Source organism: Haloferula chungangensis (assembly GCF_042664875.1).
Classification (GTDB): domain Bacteria; phylum Verrucomicrobiota; class Verrucomicrobiia; order Verrucomicrobiales; family Akkermansiaceae; genus Haloferula; species Haloferula chungangensis.
This window is the reverse complement of the sequence record NZ_JBHTBS010000004.1, coordinates 26,040-41,715: the sequence shown is the minus strand read 5'-3', so window position 1 is coordinate 41,715 and position 15,676 is coordinate 26,040. Positions and strand designations below refer to the sequence as shown.

Genomic DNA, 15,676 nt, shown 5'->3' with positions numbered 1-15,676 from the left:
AATCCCCATCATGAAACTCCTGATCATCGAGGACGCCGCACGATTGCGGGACACCCTTGGCAAAGCCTTGTCGAAGATGGGACATGCCGTCGATTTGGCGGAAGATGGCAGCGAGGGAGATATGATGGGGCGCACCGCCGAATATGATGCCGTGGTGCTCGATCGGATGCTGCCGGGCATGGATGGCCTTGAGGTGCTGCGTGGCTGGCGTCGCGACGAGATCCGCACGCCGGTTCTCCTTCTAACAGCGATGGATGGCATCGAGGAAAAGGTTCGTGGTCTTGGTGTTGGCGCGGATGATTACCTGACCAAGCCCTTCGCGCTCGCCGAGTTGGTGGCCCGCCTGGAGGCACTGGTCCGGCGACGATACGACCAGCCGGACCCGGCGCTTTCTGTGGGACCATTGACGATCGACAGCGCTGCGAAATCCGTGTGCCGCGACGGCACGAAGATCGATCTAACTGCACGTGAGTTTTCGCTTCTGCTGTGTCTTGCCCGCCGGCCGGGACAAGTGCTCAGCCGCGAACAGATCGAGCGCCACTTGTACGGAGAGCTGGATGGTCCCCAGAGCAATGCGGTGGATTCCGCCGTGTATGCCCTGCGTAAGAAGATCTGCCCGCCCGGCACCGAGCCGATGATTCACACCCGGCGCGGACTGGGGTATGTTCTGGAGGTATGATTTCGATCCGTTGGCGCCTGACCGCTTCGCTCTGTCTGACGGTGGCGCTGCTATTTGCGGTCGCCGGCTTCGGGGTCTTTCTGGCAATGAAGGATGCCTTGCGCGCACGATTCGACGAGACCCTGACGGCCAAGGCTCGCGCGCTGATTACCGCCTCGGAGATTGACGATGGGGACTTTGAGATCGATCTGACGGTTCAGGATTTTGCGGGATTCGGGAAAAGCGGCGACGACTACTTCGAGATCCGACGACTGGATGGCGGACCATTCCTCCGATCTCCGTCACTTGGCTGGAGTGCCGCGAATGATCGGGGTTTCGCGGAGATCGAGCAGCCGCACGACGAGTCGGGCCGGATTGGCGAGCTGACCCTGGGTGACGGCCGTTCGGCTCGCTACTACGTTCAACGTATTTACCCGAAGGACGATGCGAAACAGCGATTCCAGGATCTCTATCTGATTGTGGCGAGTCCGACTCGCGGAATGGAGGTCCAGCTGAGGCTGCTAGGAACGGTTCTTTCGATTGTCGGAGCGGTGGTGCTGCTGTTGATGGTTCCGCTGATCCGCTTTGGACTGCGCAGCGGTCTGCGGCCACTCGAGAAAATGGCGGGCGAAATCCGCGAAATTCGTTCGGACGAGTTGGACCAGCGGCTGGATGTGGCAGGTCTGCCCCCGGAGCTCGAGCCGATGGCCGTCGGGCTGAATGGCTGGCTCGCACGACTTGAGGAATCCTTCGCTCGTGAGCGCCGCTTCACCAGCCACGCCGCCCACGAGCTGCGCACGCCGCTGGCCGAGCTGCGCGCCCTGGCAGAGCTTGGAGCCATGGACGCGAGTGGCGCGGATGCGGAAAATTACGCCGGGATCGTGGCAGTGAGTGCCGAGCTCGGGGCCTTGCTTGACAAACTGGCCCTGCTGGCGCGCGCCGATGCGGGGAGCCAGCCGGTGGAGTTCGGGAAAATCGAGTTGGCAAGCTGCCTCCACGCCGAGATCAAGCGCCTGGAAACTTCGGCAGAAAAGCGTGGGATCATCATCGAATCCGACATCGAAGACGGCGAATTTGTCACCGATCCGGTGCTTTGGCAGACAATCGTGCGCAATCTGCTCGGCAATGCGGTGGCCTACGCGCCAGAGGGATCGACGGTGGAGTTGGTCGCCTCTGTTCGTGAATTTTCACTCAGAAATCCTGCTCCGGGTATGGAAAAATCCGACCTCGACCACCTGTTTGAACGCTTCTGGCGGAAGGATCATGCGCGCGCGGGCTACGGACACAGCGGGCTTGGTCTGGCGATTGTCCAAGCGAGTTGCTCGCTTCTCGGTGCCGACTGTCAGGCATCACTCGGTCCCGGCGATTGGCTGGAAATGAAAGTCGTTTGGCGAAATACGGGCTGAAGCTTCCTGCCGATGGCCTGTTCAAGGCGCTTTACTCGACGGCAGGATTTCCCCAATGTCCCGCCCCTTTCGCCTTCAACGACTTCCCGCGCCCATGACCTCCGCCGAGATCCGCCAAAGCTTCTTCGATTTCTTTAAAGAAAAACAGCACACCATTGTCCCTTCCGCCTCGCTGCTTCCGCAGTCGCCAGGTTTGCTTTTCACCAATGCGGGGATGAATCCCTTCGTGCCGTATTTCCTCGGTGTCGAGAAGGCTCCCTTCGATCCGCCACGCGCCGCCGATACGCAGAAATGCATCCGTGCAGGAGGCAAGCACAACGACCTCGAGGATGTCGGATACGACACCTATCACCACACGATGTTCGAAATGCTCGGCAACTGGTCGTTTGGTGACTACTTCAAAAAGGAAGCCATCGAGTGGTCCTGGGAGCTCGTCGTCGAGCGCTGGGGACTTCCGGCAGACCGCCTCTACGCGACCGTTTATGCACCCGATAAAGCGAAGGGCGATCCGGGCGAATTCGACCAGGAAGCCTGGGACTTGTGGGCGGAGTTGTTCCGTTCCAAGGGCCTCGATCCGCGCGTCCACATCGTCGATGGCAACGTCAAGGACAACTTCTGGATGATGGGTGAAACCGGTCCATGTGGTCCGTGCTCGGAACTCCACGTCGACCTCACGCCGAACGGCGACTCGCATGGCCAGTTCGTCAACGGCGACTCGGACGAGTGCATCGAGATCTGGAACCTCGTTTTCATTCAGTACAATGCGGAAGCCGACGGAAGCTTCCGTGATCTTCCGGCAAAGCACATCGATACCGGCATGGGCTTTGAGCGTGCCTGCTCGATCATTCAGAACACCAAGGGCTTCACGGACTTTTCGGTCAAGCCGAGCAACTACGCGACCGACGTCTTCACACCGATCTTCCGCAAGCTCGAGGAGCTGAGCGGAAAGAAGTATGCGAACGTCTATCCGGCTCCCGGTGCGGACCGCAGTGCCTTTGATGACGAGATGAAGACCGCGATCGCCTTCCGCGTGATCGCCGACCACCTGCGCACGCTTTCGTTCTCGATCGCCGACGGCATCCTTCCCGGCAACAACGGGCGCAACTACGTGCTCCGGCGCATCCTGCGGCGGGCTGTTAGATACGGCCGCCAACTTGGATTCTCCGGTGAAAAAACCTTCTTCGGCGCACTCGCCGGAGCCCTTGTCGAGCAAATGGGCGATGTCTTTCCCGAGCTCAAGGCGCGTGAAGCCGCGGTGCGGGTGACGCTCGAGCGCGAGGAAGCGAGCTTCAATGAAACGCTCGATCGCGGGCTGAAGCGCTTTGAAGACGGGCTTTCCGAAGTGAAGGACCACACGCTTTCCGGCGAGGTGGCTTTCGAGCTTTACGATACTTTCGGCTTCCCGGTCGATCTCACCGAGCTGCTCTGCGCCGAGCGGAGCCTCGGGGTGAACATGCAGCGCTTTGAGGAGCTCATGGAGCAGCAACGCGATCGGGCGCGTGCGGCCCAGAAGTCGACCGTGGTGCGTGCTCTGGACATTTCGACCAATGCCGTCACCGAGTTCATCGGCTTTGATGCCGATGAGGTCGATGCGCTGGTGCTCGAAGTTCACCCGCAGGACGACTCCCTTTTCGTCATCACGGACCAGACGACCTTCTATGCCGAGATGGGTGGTCAGGCCGGAGATACGGGCATTCTAGTAATTGGTGCCCTCGCCCATGATGTGTCCGCCGTTCAGCAGATTGGCTCGGCACGCGCCCATGCGATTCCTGCCGATGCGGTGGTGAAGGCGGGAGACACGGTCAAACTGCGTGTTGACCACCGTCGCCGCCGGCCGATCGAGGCGAACCACACGGCGACCCACTTGCTTCACTGGGCACTGCATGAAGTGGTTTCCTCGGATGCGACCCAGCAGGGTTCGGCGGTCGATGAAGATCGCCTGCGTTTCGATTTCAACAGCGGCCCGCTCACACCCGGGCAGATCGAGGAGATGGAGGAGCTGGTGAATGAAAAGATCAATGCTGACGAGCCGGTTTCCTGGAAGGAAGTGCCGCACGCCGAAGTCAAGGAGCGCAGCGATGTGATGCAGTTCTTTGGCGACAAGTACGGCGAAAAGGTGCGCGTCGTGCAGATCGGTGGTGAGCCGGGCACTCTAACAGGCTACGCCATGGAGTTGTGTGGCGGCACCCACGTTCGCAACACCCGCGCGGTGGGCATTTTCAAGATCAAGAGCGAGGGAGCGATTGCCTCGGGCGTGCGCCGCATCGAGGCGGTGACCGGCGAGCGCACCTGGCAGTTCCTCCGGGAGCTGCTGGTTTCGATCGAAGAAGAGGCGGTCACGATGCGCGACAAGCTCGCGGCGGCGAATGCCAAGCTGAACTCGCTCGGGGAAGAGCCGGTCGATGTCGGTGACTTGCCGAGGATCATCTACGAGGCCCTCGTCCAGCAGCGCGACGTCCGAAAGATCAATGAGGTGATCAAGCGCTCACGCAGCAAGCTCGAGGAGCTGAAGGAAGCGGTCATCAATGCCGAGAAGCGCTTCAAGAAGTTGCAGGCATCATCCGCGGCGAAGCAGGCCGATGCGGCGCTGGCTCTTCTGATCGAAAAGGGCGAGTCGATCGTCACGGCGGTGGAGTCCGATGGGTCCCTGCTTCAGGAGTTGCTCAATGGCTTGAAGAAGAACCAGTTTGCCGAGGCGGCCTTCCTGGTTGTCGACGACGGTGAAAAGCTGCACCTCGGATGTTATGCCGGCGAGGCAGCTCTGGGCCGTGGCCTGAAAGCTGGCGACCTGCTGCGGGAACTCGCGGCGATCGCCGGCGGAAAGGGCGGCGGCAAGCCCGACATGGCCCGCGGCGCGGCACCGGATCGCGACAAACTCGAAGAGCTGGAAGCTGCGGCGAGGTTGAAGCTGGGTGTGAGCTGATCGAAGTCCGATCAGCTGGGTTCGCCATTCGGCGTGGCATCGGCAGCGACCTTCTTTTCCGGAGGGTCGACGAGCTCGCGGAAGGTGCGTTCCCACTCGGTGGCCTTGTGGTGGGTGATGTTGTTTTCGAGGTGCTCAAGCATTCGCAGAGCAGCACCTCGTTGATCGCCGGCCTTGAAGACATCCACTTCCATTTCCCAGATCAGCTGGGGCTTGGTTTCAGCGAGGAACTTTGCGTATTGAGGCGAGAGCGGGTCGTTCTGAGCGCGATCTCCATCGCCGCTCCAGCGCATCATCGTGAGGTCCTCGCATTTGATTCGATTGATCCACCCGGCACGCAGGGCTTCGGTCGTTTTTGGCGTGCGCAGGGGAGGCAGGATGACCTTTTCGTAAACCTCGGAGACGGGGAGGGGGGTCATGGGCCAGCCTTCAACTTTGAGGCCTCCGAGTCCGTAAGCCTGGGCAAAGATGGTGTTGGTCACGGGCTTGCGCAGTTCGTCGCGGGCCGACTTGGAGTCGACTTCCTCGGCGGTGATCAGCAGCGACTCGATCATTTTCGAAGCCTCGGGTGCCAGCTTGTCGATATCGCCCGGATGGGCGGCGGCGCGCAGCGTGAGCGAGAACCAGTTGAGCTGGTGGCGCAGCGCCATGGCAAAGGCCGGATCCTCGATCTGGCGGTTTCTCCGTTTCCATTCACGGAAGTCCTGACTGCTGCGATTCTTCTCCTCGTAGTTCACTTTCTCGACGCACTTCAAATAGAGATCGAGGGCGGCACTGTTGCTGGCCATGCCGGTTTTGAAGGCAGCCGTCGCCGCGCTGAACTTGGTGTTGACGTTGGAAACCGCTGCTTCACGAAGCGCTTTGAGTTTGTCGATGAGGGCTTCCCGCTCCGGCTCACTGAGTGGGCCTTGGGCAAAGGCGCTGGAGCTGAGGAGGGCACAGGTGAGAACGAGGAAACGCTTCATGGGTTGGTTTTTAACGTGTCACAAACCCCCGATCTTAGCCAGAGTTGCCCTGGAGATGACGCAAGATGCCGATTTCTACGGCATCAATCTCATCGTCGCTCGTGAACTCCCCGGCGCTTAGCCCGATCTGGCGATAGCCGCTGAGTTCCCCGACCTCCAAATCCTCAAAACGGTGAAGGATGCGGGCCGGACGACCGAGCCAACGGGCGGTTTCGTAAAGAGCACGGCCACTCGCATCGGCAGGATCGGCGATGATCAGCAGCAGCTCGGATTCGCGGGCGAGATTCCGCAGCGCCTGTTCTCGCTGGAGCCCGGCGGGCGAAAGGGTGTCAAGCACCTGCAGACGGCTGTCGCGGTGGCGGCTGCGCAGCGCTTCGACAATGGTGCGGGCACGCTGGCTGGAGATCGAGGTTTGGAAAATCACTCCGGTGTGCGGCGCGAAGCTCAGATCGAAGGCTTCATCGGCGGACTCAATCACCGCCACGCCGTGAAGGTGACCGCAGATCGCCTGACACTCCGGGTCGCCTGGGTGCCCGACAAGCACCAGCCGACAGCCTTCGGCACGGAGCAGATTTATGGTCACGTGGGCGCGACGGACCGCTGGCAGGGTGAGGTCGATCAACTCATGACCGGCTTCCTTCCAGAGCTTCCGCTGCTGGGCTGAGGCTCCTGTTAGGGGGACGGCGATTCGGCGGGTAGGAGCCGAAAGATCATCGAGTCCGCTCTCAAGCGCACCAGCACGGCGGGCCCGGTCCAGAAGTACGCGGTTCGGCCCCGGCGCTCCCATGAGCGTCAGTGGTCCTTCGGAAAGACGCCGGAGCAATAGGCTCCAGGCATCCCGCGTCTCCTGACTCATCCCGAGCACCGCCGCCCGACGCACTTCCTTCTTCTGCGATGAGGAAATGGAGCTTGTCGAAAGAGTGGTAGCCATGGCTTTGTAATGCAAAGTGATTGATCCAAAAGAAGCCCGATAGGGTGTCGGGTTGCTGGAGCTTTGTAGAACAAAGTGAATGTGGCAAGGGAAAAGGGAGAAGGAAAACGTCGGTGATGGGGGATGGGGGATGGGGGATGGAGGATGGAGGATGGTGGATGGAGGATGGTGGATGGTGGATGGGCGCGTGAAAGGCTTCGCCCTAGGCGATTTTCCGATCTTTGAGAATGGGTGAGTTGTGGGGACGTGGTGCTGGCGGGAGCGTGATGAGAGAGGGCCTGGTCGGGGGGTCTCCTTGTTAGCCGTGGGCTTTCAGTCCACGGATGAAGCGCGCAAGACCAGCGTCGCTTCGCGATGCTTCCCATTCTAACAGCCCTGCAGGAAAAGAGGCCGCGGACTGGCTATCTGATGTCCTTTGGCGATGAATTTCCAACCGCTACGAGCTAGGCAACAATCTCGCCTTCACCAATCGATGGTCAGAAGGGCGAGACTCCTGCTTGCAATCGAGAACCTTGAATTCTTCGGAGACCCAGATCTGATCAAGGCAATGGAGCGGCAGGCCAAATGGCCAGGTCTCAACGAAGCCCTGCTCATGACGACGATTGGCCAGTGACCACCTTTTAAAGGAAGCTTTCCGGATCCAGCGCGAATCCGGCGGGGTGTTGAAGTCGCCGAGGATAATCGTCGGCTCACCGGGCTTCGTCGCCGCAAAAATACGCCGCATCGGCTCTTCGCGGGATAGCCATGGCTGCGAGCGCATGTCGACGACCACCACCGTGAACGGATCGAAATGATCGATCGTAACCTTTACCCGAAAGCAGCGGAAGAGGTCGTGCTCGCCAAGGCTCTCGAATTTGGCGTGCTTTCCACGCACCCCGAGCATGGTGCCACTCTCAAATTGGAGCCAGTGATAGTCCGGCGTGGACTTTTGAAACTTGCGCCACTGAGGCTTGTCGAAGTGCCCGCTTTCAATGATGGCAACGACATCGGATTCGAAGTGCCATTCACTGGGCCGATCATCCAGTTCGCGCCCGGCGTTCCAGGTAGCGATGGTGAAGCTGCCTGCCGAGTGATGCTTGATCGCTGCACCCCGACGGTAAGATTGATGGCCCCCGTGGAGACCGGAGATGAGAAGGGTCGCCGACATCCACCACAGTTGCTTCCGGAGGATCGCAAAGGCGGCGATGGCGACCATCAGGCGGATCAGCCATGGGGTGGCATAGACGAAAACCGCGGTAAGAGTGAAGTAGTCGCCGATTGTTAGAGAGAGCAGGAACGAGCAGAAGACTGCAATCAGCCCGAAGCGAACAAGGCATTTGAATCGGCTCTTCCAACCCGGCTTGGACTCGGGCTTCTCCAGGATTTCTGAGGTCATGGCTCGTTGCGGAGAGTCTGGAGCATCGACTTTATTGTCGATGGACCGTTTCGGGGTAGGCTGGTCCGGGCCTTCACTTGGTTTGCTGGCTTGCTGTAGGTAGGAGAATCTTGCTCGGTAATTCGCTGGGGAGGTCCATCGACAACAAAGTCGATGCTCCGGAAGCTACTTTCCGAGATCGAGGATCTGTTCGAGGATCGCGAGGTAGTCGAGGAAGGCTTTCCGACCCGGAGCTGTTAGAGAGTACTGCGTTTGTGGCCGTCCATCACCGGTGATCTTGATTGAATCGACGTAGCCGGCGGTGCTGAGCGTGCGAAGGTGGGTGATGAGGTTGCCATCGCTCATATCGAGCTCTGACTTGAGGTCTTGAAATGGCCACGCCTCTGCGCGGGAAGCGAGCAGCGTCATGATACTGAGCCGCCCTTTCTCGTGGATCGTTTTGTCGAGTTTGGAGAAATCGATCATTCGCCCGTGCCGTCGCGTCGGGTGGTGGTGACAATGGCAGCGCCATAGAGCAAGTGAAAGCCGCCGAAAGTGGCGGCCATCAGTCCGGAGGCACCGAGCTTGTTGAGAATCGGTGTGGCAGCCTGGACGAAGGTCATGGCGGAGAAGCTGGCGATGCCGGTGAGGACGAAGGCGATGCCCAGCCAGGCCATGGACTTCGGTGCGAACTCGCGGATCGCGAGCAGCGCGAGGCCGTAGTGGAGGATCCAGACGGCGGCGGCGGTCTTCTCGTTGCCGGGGAGACCGTATTTCAAATAGAGCAGACCGAGAAACCCCCCGACAATCAGCGAAGGAAGGGCCCCGCGCAGGGCGACCTTGAGACCGTGAGACCAGACGACCTTCTGGTTGGCGGCGGCCGAGCGGAAAAGCTGCCAAATGCCGAAAATCAAGGCCAAGCCGAGCCCGGAAAGCCAAACCGTGCCCCAAGCCCAGCCGGTCCTGGATTGGGAAATCCAGCCCGCCGCGATGGAAATCGCTCCACCCATGAGGGCCGCTTCACCGGATAAGGCGCGGAAAATCGTCGCCCGCTCCATCATCGTACGGATGGCCCGGAGCTGGTCGGCGGCTTCTTGATGAGTCGTCATGCCGCTTTCTTTGTCATGCAAAGCGACAGGGGGCAAGGCGGAAGACAGAAGACGGAAGACTTTAGGACAAAAGACCTGAGTCAGGGCAGGGAACGGAGCGCAAAATCCAGTCTTCCGTCTTCTGTCTCGAAGTCTTCCGTCTTCAAACGAGCCCATCCTTACGCGCTTGTTTCCAGTAGGCGTACTCGGAGCGGTTGAAGTCGATGTATTCCGGCGAGAGGTCGCTACTATACATCTCGTAGTCCGCCTTGCCCTGATTGAGGTGGATCTCGATCTCGAAGGCGTCCCTGGCGGCGATGTCGCGCAGCTTGTTCATCGGGGCGTCGGCCTGGAGACCTCCGAGGCAGGCGGGCACGCCATCATAGAGGATATCGATGAGCTCTTCGCGGATCCGCGCCCGGGAGTATCCCACGGCATGAATCACGCGACCCCAGTTCGGATCGCCACCATTCCACGATGCTTTGACGAGTTGGGATTTGCAGACGGCTTCGGCGACCTTTTTAGCGTCCTGATAGGTCTTCGCGCCCTTCACCTTGACGGTGACGAACTTGGTGACGCGCTCGCCATCGCGGACGATCATTTTCGCAAGCTCGAGCATCAGCCAGCCAAGGGCTTCCCGGAACTGACGGCAGCGCGGGCCGTTGCGGCGCATGGGTGGCATGCCGGAAGCACCGTTGGCGAGGACCAGCACCGTGTCGTTGGTGCTCATGTCGCCATCGATGGTGATGCGGTTGAAGCTTTCCTCCACCGCTTCCAGCGCAGCCTTCTGGAGCGATTCTTTCGGGCAGTTCGCATCCGTGGTGATGAAGCACAGCATCGTCGCCATGCTCGGACAAATCATCCCCGCGCCCTTCACACAGCCGCCCAAGCGCACCCGATGTCCGCCGAGGTCAAAGGAGATCGCGAGTTCCTTGTGGTGGGTGTCGCTGGTGATGATGGCTTTCGCGAAATCAGTGCCTTTCTTGCTGCCAAGCGTGTCGATCAGCTCGCCGTATTTCGGCTCGATGCGCGCCATCGGCATCGGCAGGCCGATCACGCCGGTCGAGCAAACGCCGATCTCGGTGCGCTTCAGACCCAGGGGCTTTGCCACGCCATCCGCCATCGCGCGGGCATCAGAAATGCCAGTCACACCGGTGCAGGCATTGGCATTTCCGGAGTTCGCGATGATCGCCCGCAGGTTGCCCTTTCTCAGGTGGGCTTGGCAGAGTCGCACGGGTGCCGCCTTCACCCGGTTGGTGGTGAAGGTGCCGGCGGAAGTGCAGGGCTCATCGGAAACGATCAGTCCGAGATCGAGCCGGGTGAGCGCCGGGTTCTTGATTCCACAGGAAATGGCGGCAGTGCGGAATCCTCGGGGTGCGCCGACACCTCCTTTGATACGAGTGATAGGGAAATCCATGACAGCAAGGGCAGGCCTTCTAGATTGAACAAGCTTCAAGCAAAATGCAACCCGTCGGTCTGAGTTAAACCAAACAGAATATTGAAGGCCTGCACCGCCTGACTTCCGGCACCCTTTCCAAGGTTGTCCTCGGCGCTCATCAGAAGCACTCGACCGGTGCGCTCGTCGTAGGTCCAGCCGATGTCGATGAAGTTGGTGCGGGTCACGTTCTTGGTATCCGCGCAGCCGCCTTTTCCGAGCAGCCGCACGAAAGGCGCGTCGGCGTAGGCCGCTTCGAGGGCTTCGCCGATCGCATCGGGGTCGACACCTTTTCTCAACATCGCCGTGGTGGTCGTGGCGATGCCCGAATTCACCGGGATCAGATGGGGGATGAACGTGATCACGACCTTTTCGCCGGCGGCGATCGAGAGTTCCTGCTCGATCTCGGAGAGGTGGCGGTGCTTCGGGACGCCGTAAGCGCGGGCACTTTCGTTGCATTCGCAGAAGAGCAGTGAGACGTCCGCCTTCTTGCCCGCACCACTCACGCCACTCATCGAATTGGCGACGATGGTCGCGGCATCGATGAGTCCGTCTTTCACCAGAGGAAGCAGCGGCAGCAGGATGCTCGTCGGGTAGCAGCCGGGTGAGGCAATCAGGTGTGCCTCGCGGATTTCTTTCGCGCGGATTTCCGGCAAGCCGTAGACCGCATCATCGAGCATCTCCGGCGCCGGATGATCGTGACCATAGAATTCTTTATAAACCGCCGCATCCCGCAGCCGGAAATCGGCGCTGAGATCGATGACTTTCAGCCCGCGCTTGAGCAATGCCTGGGCGATCTCCGCCGCCACCCCGTGAGGCAGCGCGAGAAAGGCCGCCGAAGCACCCGTCGCCGCAATCGCATCCGGATCCGGCTCGATGAAGGGCAGTTCCGCACCGGGCAGCGAGAGGAAGCGCGGAAAAACCTCCGAAAGGGCCTTGCCGGCTTCCTGTCGAGAAGTCGCCGCCACCAATTCCACATCCGGGTGGAGCAGCAGCAGCCGCAGTAATTCCTGACCGGTGTATCCGCTGGCTCCGACAATTGCCGTCTTGATCCGTTCCATGATGCCGAGATCCATCGCAGGAAATCCCCGCCTTGCCAATCCTTAGGAGGAGCGACGCCCTCGTCGCTCGAAGGGTGGACCTTTGCGTGACGGGAGGACTGCTCGCAGGGCTGGACGTCTTCGCCGGGCCGGGCTGGGGAAAAGCCCGCCTCCAAGTGGTTTGTGGTTCATACCAAGCGACGAGCTCCCCCGAGCGGCACGAGGGCGTGCCACCTCCTATCGCTTCGATTTTCCAGACTTGCCAAGATGGAGGGACCCTGATTTTCTGCGCGTCCGTTCACGGAAATGGAACGGGCTGTGGCGCAGTCTGGTAGCGCATCCGCCTGGGGGGCGGGGGGTCGTCGGTTCGAATCCGGCCAGCCCGACCAAACATCCCCACCCAGCTTGTCTGGGTGGGGATGTTTGGTTTTCATGCTGGCGTGCAAGAACTTCCGACCACTTTTTGAAGGGGTTAGAAAGACCGCCGAAGAAGTCATTCCTAGGCCAGAAGACGTGATTTTAAGCCATCACAATTTCAGAGCCAATGCTCAGGAATGGTTAGGCCATAGGTATTCGCTGGGAAATTGAGGCCGCCCAAGATGGATTGGTGGCGTTCAGGGTCGTAGGGCTGGCCCTTTTTTTTAGCTTCGACGAGCGTCTTCAGTTCCTGGAGGTCATACATGTCCAGTTTGAAGAAATTGCTCCAGGTGGGTTCGCCGAAGAGACGGTAGATGACTTCGTTGTCGTCGCGGTCGCTGGCGAGGCGCTTGGTGCCTGTGAGAAGATTCTCCGCAGCTTCCGCCTCTTGCTGGTCTTCGTAGGTGTTGAGTAGATGCATTGAGAAAAAAAGCGGGTCACGCTCTACGGGATTCAATCGTGGTGCCGGCGAACTGGCGGATGTTCAATTCGCTGGCACCGATTTCCAGCCTATTGTCCCGCCGCAGGTAGAAATTGAGGCCTCGGCCGGTTGTGTGGCGGTCGCTCCGTGTTGAACGATGGTAGGTCGTAGATGCTGTTTCTAGGATTTAATTGAAGCCCATGTCCGAAGCCCAATTGAGTCCTTCAGGGCGGGGTCAATCAGTTCCGAGCGGGTTCGGCTTCGTTCATGTGAGGAGTCCTGGGCTGGTGAGCAGGTTGAAGAGCGGGCGGTTGATGTAGAAATTGGTGCGGCCCTTCTTGGTTTTTTCCACGAAGCCGGCCTTCGCGAGTTGATCCAGATACTTGGTCGCCGTGGGTCGTGAAACGCCCAACTCCCGTTCAATGAACTCGATCTTGGTATAAGGGTAGCGGAAGAGGTTGTTGAGGAGATCCTGCGAGTAGAAACTGAATTCATCGCGTATCCGTTTCTGATAGTCGTCCATCAGCGCTTGGAGCTTGCGGATGAGGGCGAGTTCGTGACGGGCGGTCATCGCAATGCCCCGGAGGAGATAGAGGCACCAGTCTTCCCAGCGGCTTTCCTCACGGGCCGTTTGGAGGAGTCGGTAGTAGTCCGCCCTGGACTGATTGATGTAGCGGCTGAGATAGAGGATGGGCACGGTAAGGAGATCCTCGCGGATGAGCATCATGATGTTCAGAATCCGACCGGTTCGCCCGTTGCCATCGTAGAAGGGGTGGATGCTTTCGAACTGGTGATGGACAATGGCCATCCGGAGCAGCGGATCCAAATCATCGTCCCGATGGATGAACTCGATGAGATTGTCCATGAGTGCCTGCACCTCCAGAGCACTCTGCGGAGGTTCAAAAACGGTCCTTCCCGACGACTGGTTTTTCAGGACCGTGCCCGGGAGTTGCCGGAGTCCCGCGCGGTTCTCCTCGATCTCCGCCTGGACGGCCAGAATCGTATCGAGCCGGATCAGGCCTGATGCCGACACGGCATCGGCACCCACCCGCAGGGCGGTGACGTAGTTCCGCACTTCCTTCGCCGCCCGACTGAGCGCTGCGGACGCGTGATCCTGCGAGGCGTAGAGTTCATCGTGAGTGGTGATGATGTTCTCGATCTCCGAGCTGTCCTTGGCTTCCTGAATGGAAAGCGTCTCGATGAAAATCGCGGGGTTCGGAATGGAGGCGCAGAGCCCCTTCAATTCCGCGAGGGGCTGGTGCGCTTCCACCAAGGCACGCCAAATCAACGGCGTCTCAAGATCGACCGTCTCGGGAAGTGGCAATGGGGGCAGCGAGGACACGAAATGTAAAGAAATCGACGAAAATCTCCCAAATCAACGGTCTCATGTAAAGAAACTAGGCGAAAGTTTTCGCTTTCGAGCAAGCATGCAAAGAAATCCCCAAATTCTTTCCGCTACGGCAGTCACGCCGAGGCGAATCGCCATCATGCCCATGGTTTTCGCGGGAAGGTTGTGCCCGGCGTCGAAGTGCTCGGGTTGCTCGCTTTGGTTTTCGGCGGCTCGGTCGCAGCCTCGATTTAGACGGAGAGATGCATCGTCAGGGCGGTCAGACGGGCGCTCGCGGTCCTTGCATGGGAGAAGCGCTGTTACCATGCTGTTTCCATGAAATCACTCCGCAAGCGCTTGTTCGGGCTCACGAGGCCGAAAGGGGAAATGCTGCCCGCTTCCTTCTACGCGAAACAGGGCTTCAGCGCAGCCGATGCCCGCGAAATCATGGGCGAATGGATGGACCTCGAACTCGGAGAGGAAGATTCCGAAGCTTCCTATGCCGCTCTGCTCCATGCCTGGAGCATCCTCGCCTACCTCGGCGGCAAGGAAGGGGCCGAGTTTCTCATCGATGAGCTGGGCGTGGCGTGCAGCATCGGCGACGACGACTACCTCGACTACTTTCCCGAGCTGATGAGTGCGGCAGGATCCGAGGCGGCTCCGCTGCTTCTGGCGCGCTTCGAGAGTGGGCGCGATGATGAAGATGTCTTGCTGGAAATGAGCCATGCTTTGGTCGACCTCGCCCAGAATGACATTGGCAAGGAGGCCACCCTCAAGGCGTTCGTCGCTGCGCTTCAGGGCGACCCGGGGCACCGCACCCTGAAGGCTGTGATCATTCTCGAGCTCATGGAAATGACGGGTGACACTTACCTTGCGGAAATCCGCCAGGCCTTTGAAGAAAACCTCGTCAATGTCCTGATGGCTGGAGACTTCGAAAGCGTCGAAATCGGGCTCGGACTGCGCTCCGAACGAAGCGAGGCGGAACCCCACTGGGGCCAACGCGAAGCCGAACTTGCCAAGGCATCACAGCTCGAACGGATTGGCGAGCGACCGGAAAAGGACGATGTCGCCGGCACCATCCGCTACCTGCTCGATCTTCATCGCGGACCCAGGACTCCTAGAAGTCTGGCTGAGTTCGATGGCTTCATCCTCGGCTCCGTGCTGGCGACTGAGCCTGTGGAAACCGAGCATCTGCTCTCTTCAATCTGGGATCCTGAAAGCCACTCCCATGAGCCGCTCTGGGATGATAACGGAGATGAGGAGCTCTTCGAGACAGCGGTGATGAAGTACTGCGATGGGATCCTCCGCGCGCTCGACGAGCAAAACTATTTCCCGCCCCTCACGCCGCGCTCCATGCCGCGCGTCCCGACCGAAGAAGAAATCGAATGGGCGGGGGGGCTTCTGGGCAGCGTCTTCAACTGGGGTGGCTCCGAAGCGGATCCCTCGGAAGGCCACCAGGCGCTACTGGCGGGTGCCCTCCACCTTGCCCAGCCGACCGATGATGTCTCCGACGACGAACTCATCCAGGTCGAGCACCTCGTGCATGCCGCGCAGATCCTCCGTGGCGAGATCTTGTCCGGTGATTTATCGAGCGGCTCCTTCGGAGCTTTTCATGAGCCCTATCAGAACGAGGAACCCAAGATCGGCCGCAACGACCCTTGTCCCTGCGGAAGCGGCAAGAAGTTCAAGCGCTGCTGCATGAACTGAGCAC

At 59.9% G+C, this 15,676-nt stretch carries 13 protein-coding genes and 1 tRNA gene; 5 read left to right on the top strand and 9 right to left on the bottom strand.

The window, feature by feature from the left end; all coding sequences use genetic code 11:
* The first annotated feature begins 10 nt into the window (after positions 1 to 10).
* The 3 genes from ACFQY0_RS09255 (at position 11) to alaS (ending at position 4,987) form a co-directional block, all read left to right on the top strand.
* Positions 11 to 679, top strand: a complete 669-nt coding sequence (locus ACFQY0_RS09255; protein ID WP_379711569.1) for a response regulator transcription factor — start codon at positions 11 to 13, stop codon at positions 677 to 679.
* Positions 676 to 2,064, top strand: coding sequence for an ATP-binding protein (locus ACFQY0_RS09250; protein WP_379711567.1), 1,389 nt, complete (start codon positions 676 to 678; stop codon positions 2,062 to 2,064). The genes ACFQY0_RS09255 and ACFQY0_RS09250 overlap by 4 nt, the downstream gene beginning before the upstream one ends.
* 94 nt (positions 2,065 to 2,158) lie before the next feature.
* Positions 2,159 to 4,987: an alanine--tRNA ligase gene (alaS, locus tag ACFQY0_RS09245; protein WP_379711565.1), complete on the top strand. Its 2,829-nt coding sequence runs from the start codon at positions 2,159 to 2,161 to the stop codon at positions 4,985 to 4,987.
* A gap of 11 nt (positions 4,988 to 4,998) precedes the next feature.
* On the opposite strand, the gene ACFQY0_RS09240 is transcribed toward alaS, so the two are convergent.
* The 7 genes from ACFQY0_RS09240 to argC all read right to left on the bottom strand — a co-directional run bounded on the left by ACFQY0_RS09240 (position 4,999) and on the right by argC (position 11,836).
* Entirely contained in the window at positions 4,999 to 5,952 is a 954-nt protein-coding gene (locus ACFQY0_RS09240) for a hypothetical protein (RefSeq protein WP_379711564.1), read from the bottom strand.
* A gap of 34 nt (positions 5,953 to 5,986) precedes the next feature.
* Positions 5,987 to 6,883, bottom strand: a complete 897-nt coding sequence (locus ACFQY0_RS09235) for a hypothetical protein (protein ID WP_379711562.1) — start codon at positions 6,881 to 6,883, stop codon at positions 5,987 to 5,989.
* 436 nt (positions 6,884 to 7,319) lie between these two features.
* A complete protein-coding gene (locus tag ACFQY0_RS09230; protein ID WP_379711560.1) occupies positions 7,320 to 8,258 on the bottom strand; it encodes an endonuclease/exonuclease/phosphatase family protein in 939 nt (312 codons plus the stop codon).
* A gap of 165 nt (positions 8,259 to 8,423) precedes the next feature.
* A complete protein-coding gene (locus tag ACFQY0_RS09225) occupies positions 8,424 to 8,723 on the bottom strand; it encodes a transcriptional regulator (protein WP_379711558.1) in 300 nt (99 codons plus the stop codon).
* Complete coding sequence (locus ACFQY0_RS09220) at positions 8,720 to 9,346, bottom strand: hypothetical protein (protein ID WP_379711556.1); 627 nt, start codon at positions 9,344 to 9,346, stop codon at positions 8,720 to 8,722. Before ACFQY0_RS09220 ends, ACFQY0_RS09225 begins: the two co-directional genes overlap by 4 nt.
* Before the next feature lie 142 nt (positions 9,347 to 9,488).
* Positions 9,489 to 10,742, bottom strand: a complete 1,254-nt coding sequence (gene argJ / locus ACFQY0_RS09215; RefSeq protein WP_379711554.1) for a bifunctional glutamate N-acetyltransferase/amino-acid acetyltransferase ArgJ — start codon at positions 10,740 to 10,742, stop codon at positions 9,489 to 9,491.
* Positions 10,743 to 10,777: 35 nt separating this feature from the next.
* Positions 10,778 to 11,836, bottom strand: a complete 1,059-nt coding sequence (gene argC, locus ACFQY0_RS09210) for an N-acetyl-gamma-glutamyl-phosphate reductase (protein ID WP_379711552.1) — start codon at positions 11,834 to 11,836, stop codon at positions 10,778 to 10,780.
* A 276-nt stretch (positions 11,837 to 12,112) separates the two neighbouring features.
* Between argC and ACFQY0_RS09205 the strand changes: the two genes are divergently transcribed.
* Positions 12,113 to 12,189 (top strand) — tRNA-Pro (locus tag ACFQY0_RS09205).
* 146 nt (positions 12,190 to 12,335) lie between these two features.
* Here the strand turns inward: ACFQY0_RS09205 and ACFQY0_RS09200 are convergent.
* Complete coding sequence (locus ACFQY0_RS09200) at positions 12,336 to 12,638, bottom strand: hypothetical protein (RefSeq protein WP_379711550.1); 303 nt, start codon at positions 12,636 to 12,638, stop codon at positions 12,336 to 12,338.
* A 265-nt stretch (positions 12,639 to 12,903) separates the two neighbouring features.
* On the bottom strand, positions 12,904 to 13,980 hold the full coding sequence (locus tag ACFQY0_RS09195) for a Fic family protein (RefSeq protein WP_379711548.1): 1,077 nt from the start codon (positions 13,978 to 13,980) through the stop codon (positions 12,904 to 12,906).
* A 321-nt stretch (positions 13,981 to 14,301) separates the two neighbouring features.
* Here ACFQY0_RS09195 and ACFQY0_RS09190 point away from each other — a divergent pair, with 321 nt between their 5' ends.
* Positions 14,302 to 15,672: a UPF0149 family protein gene (locus ACFQY0_RS09190; RefSeq protein ID WP_379711546.1), complete on the top strand. Its 1,371-nt coding sequence runs from the start codon at positions 14,302 to 14,304 to the stop codon at positions 15,670 to 15,672.
* Positions 15,673 to 15,676: the final 4 nt, after the last annotated feature.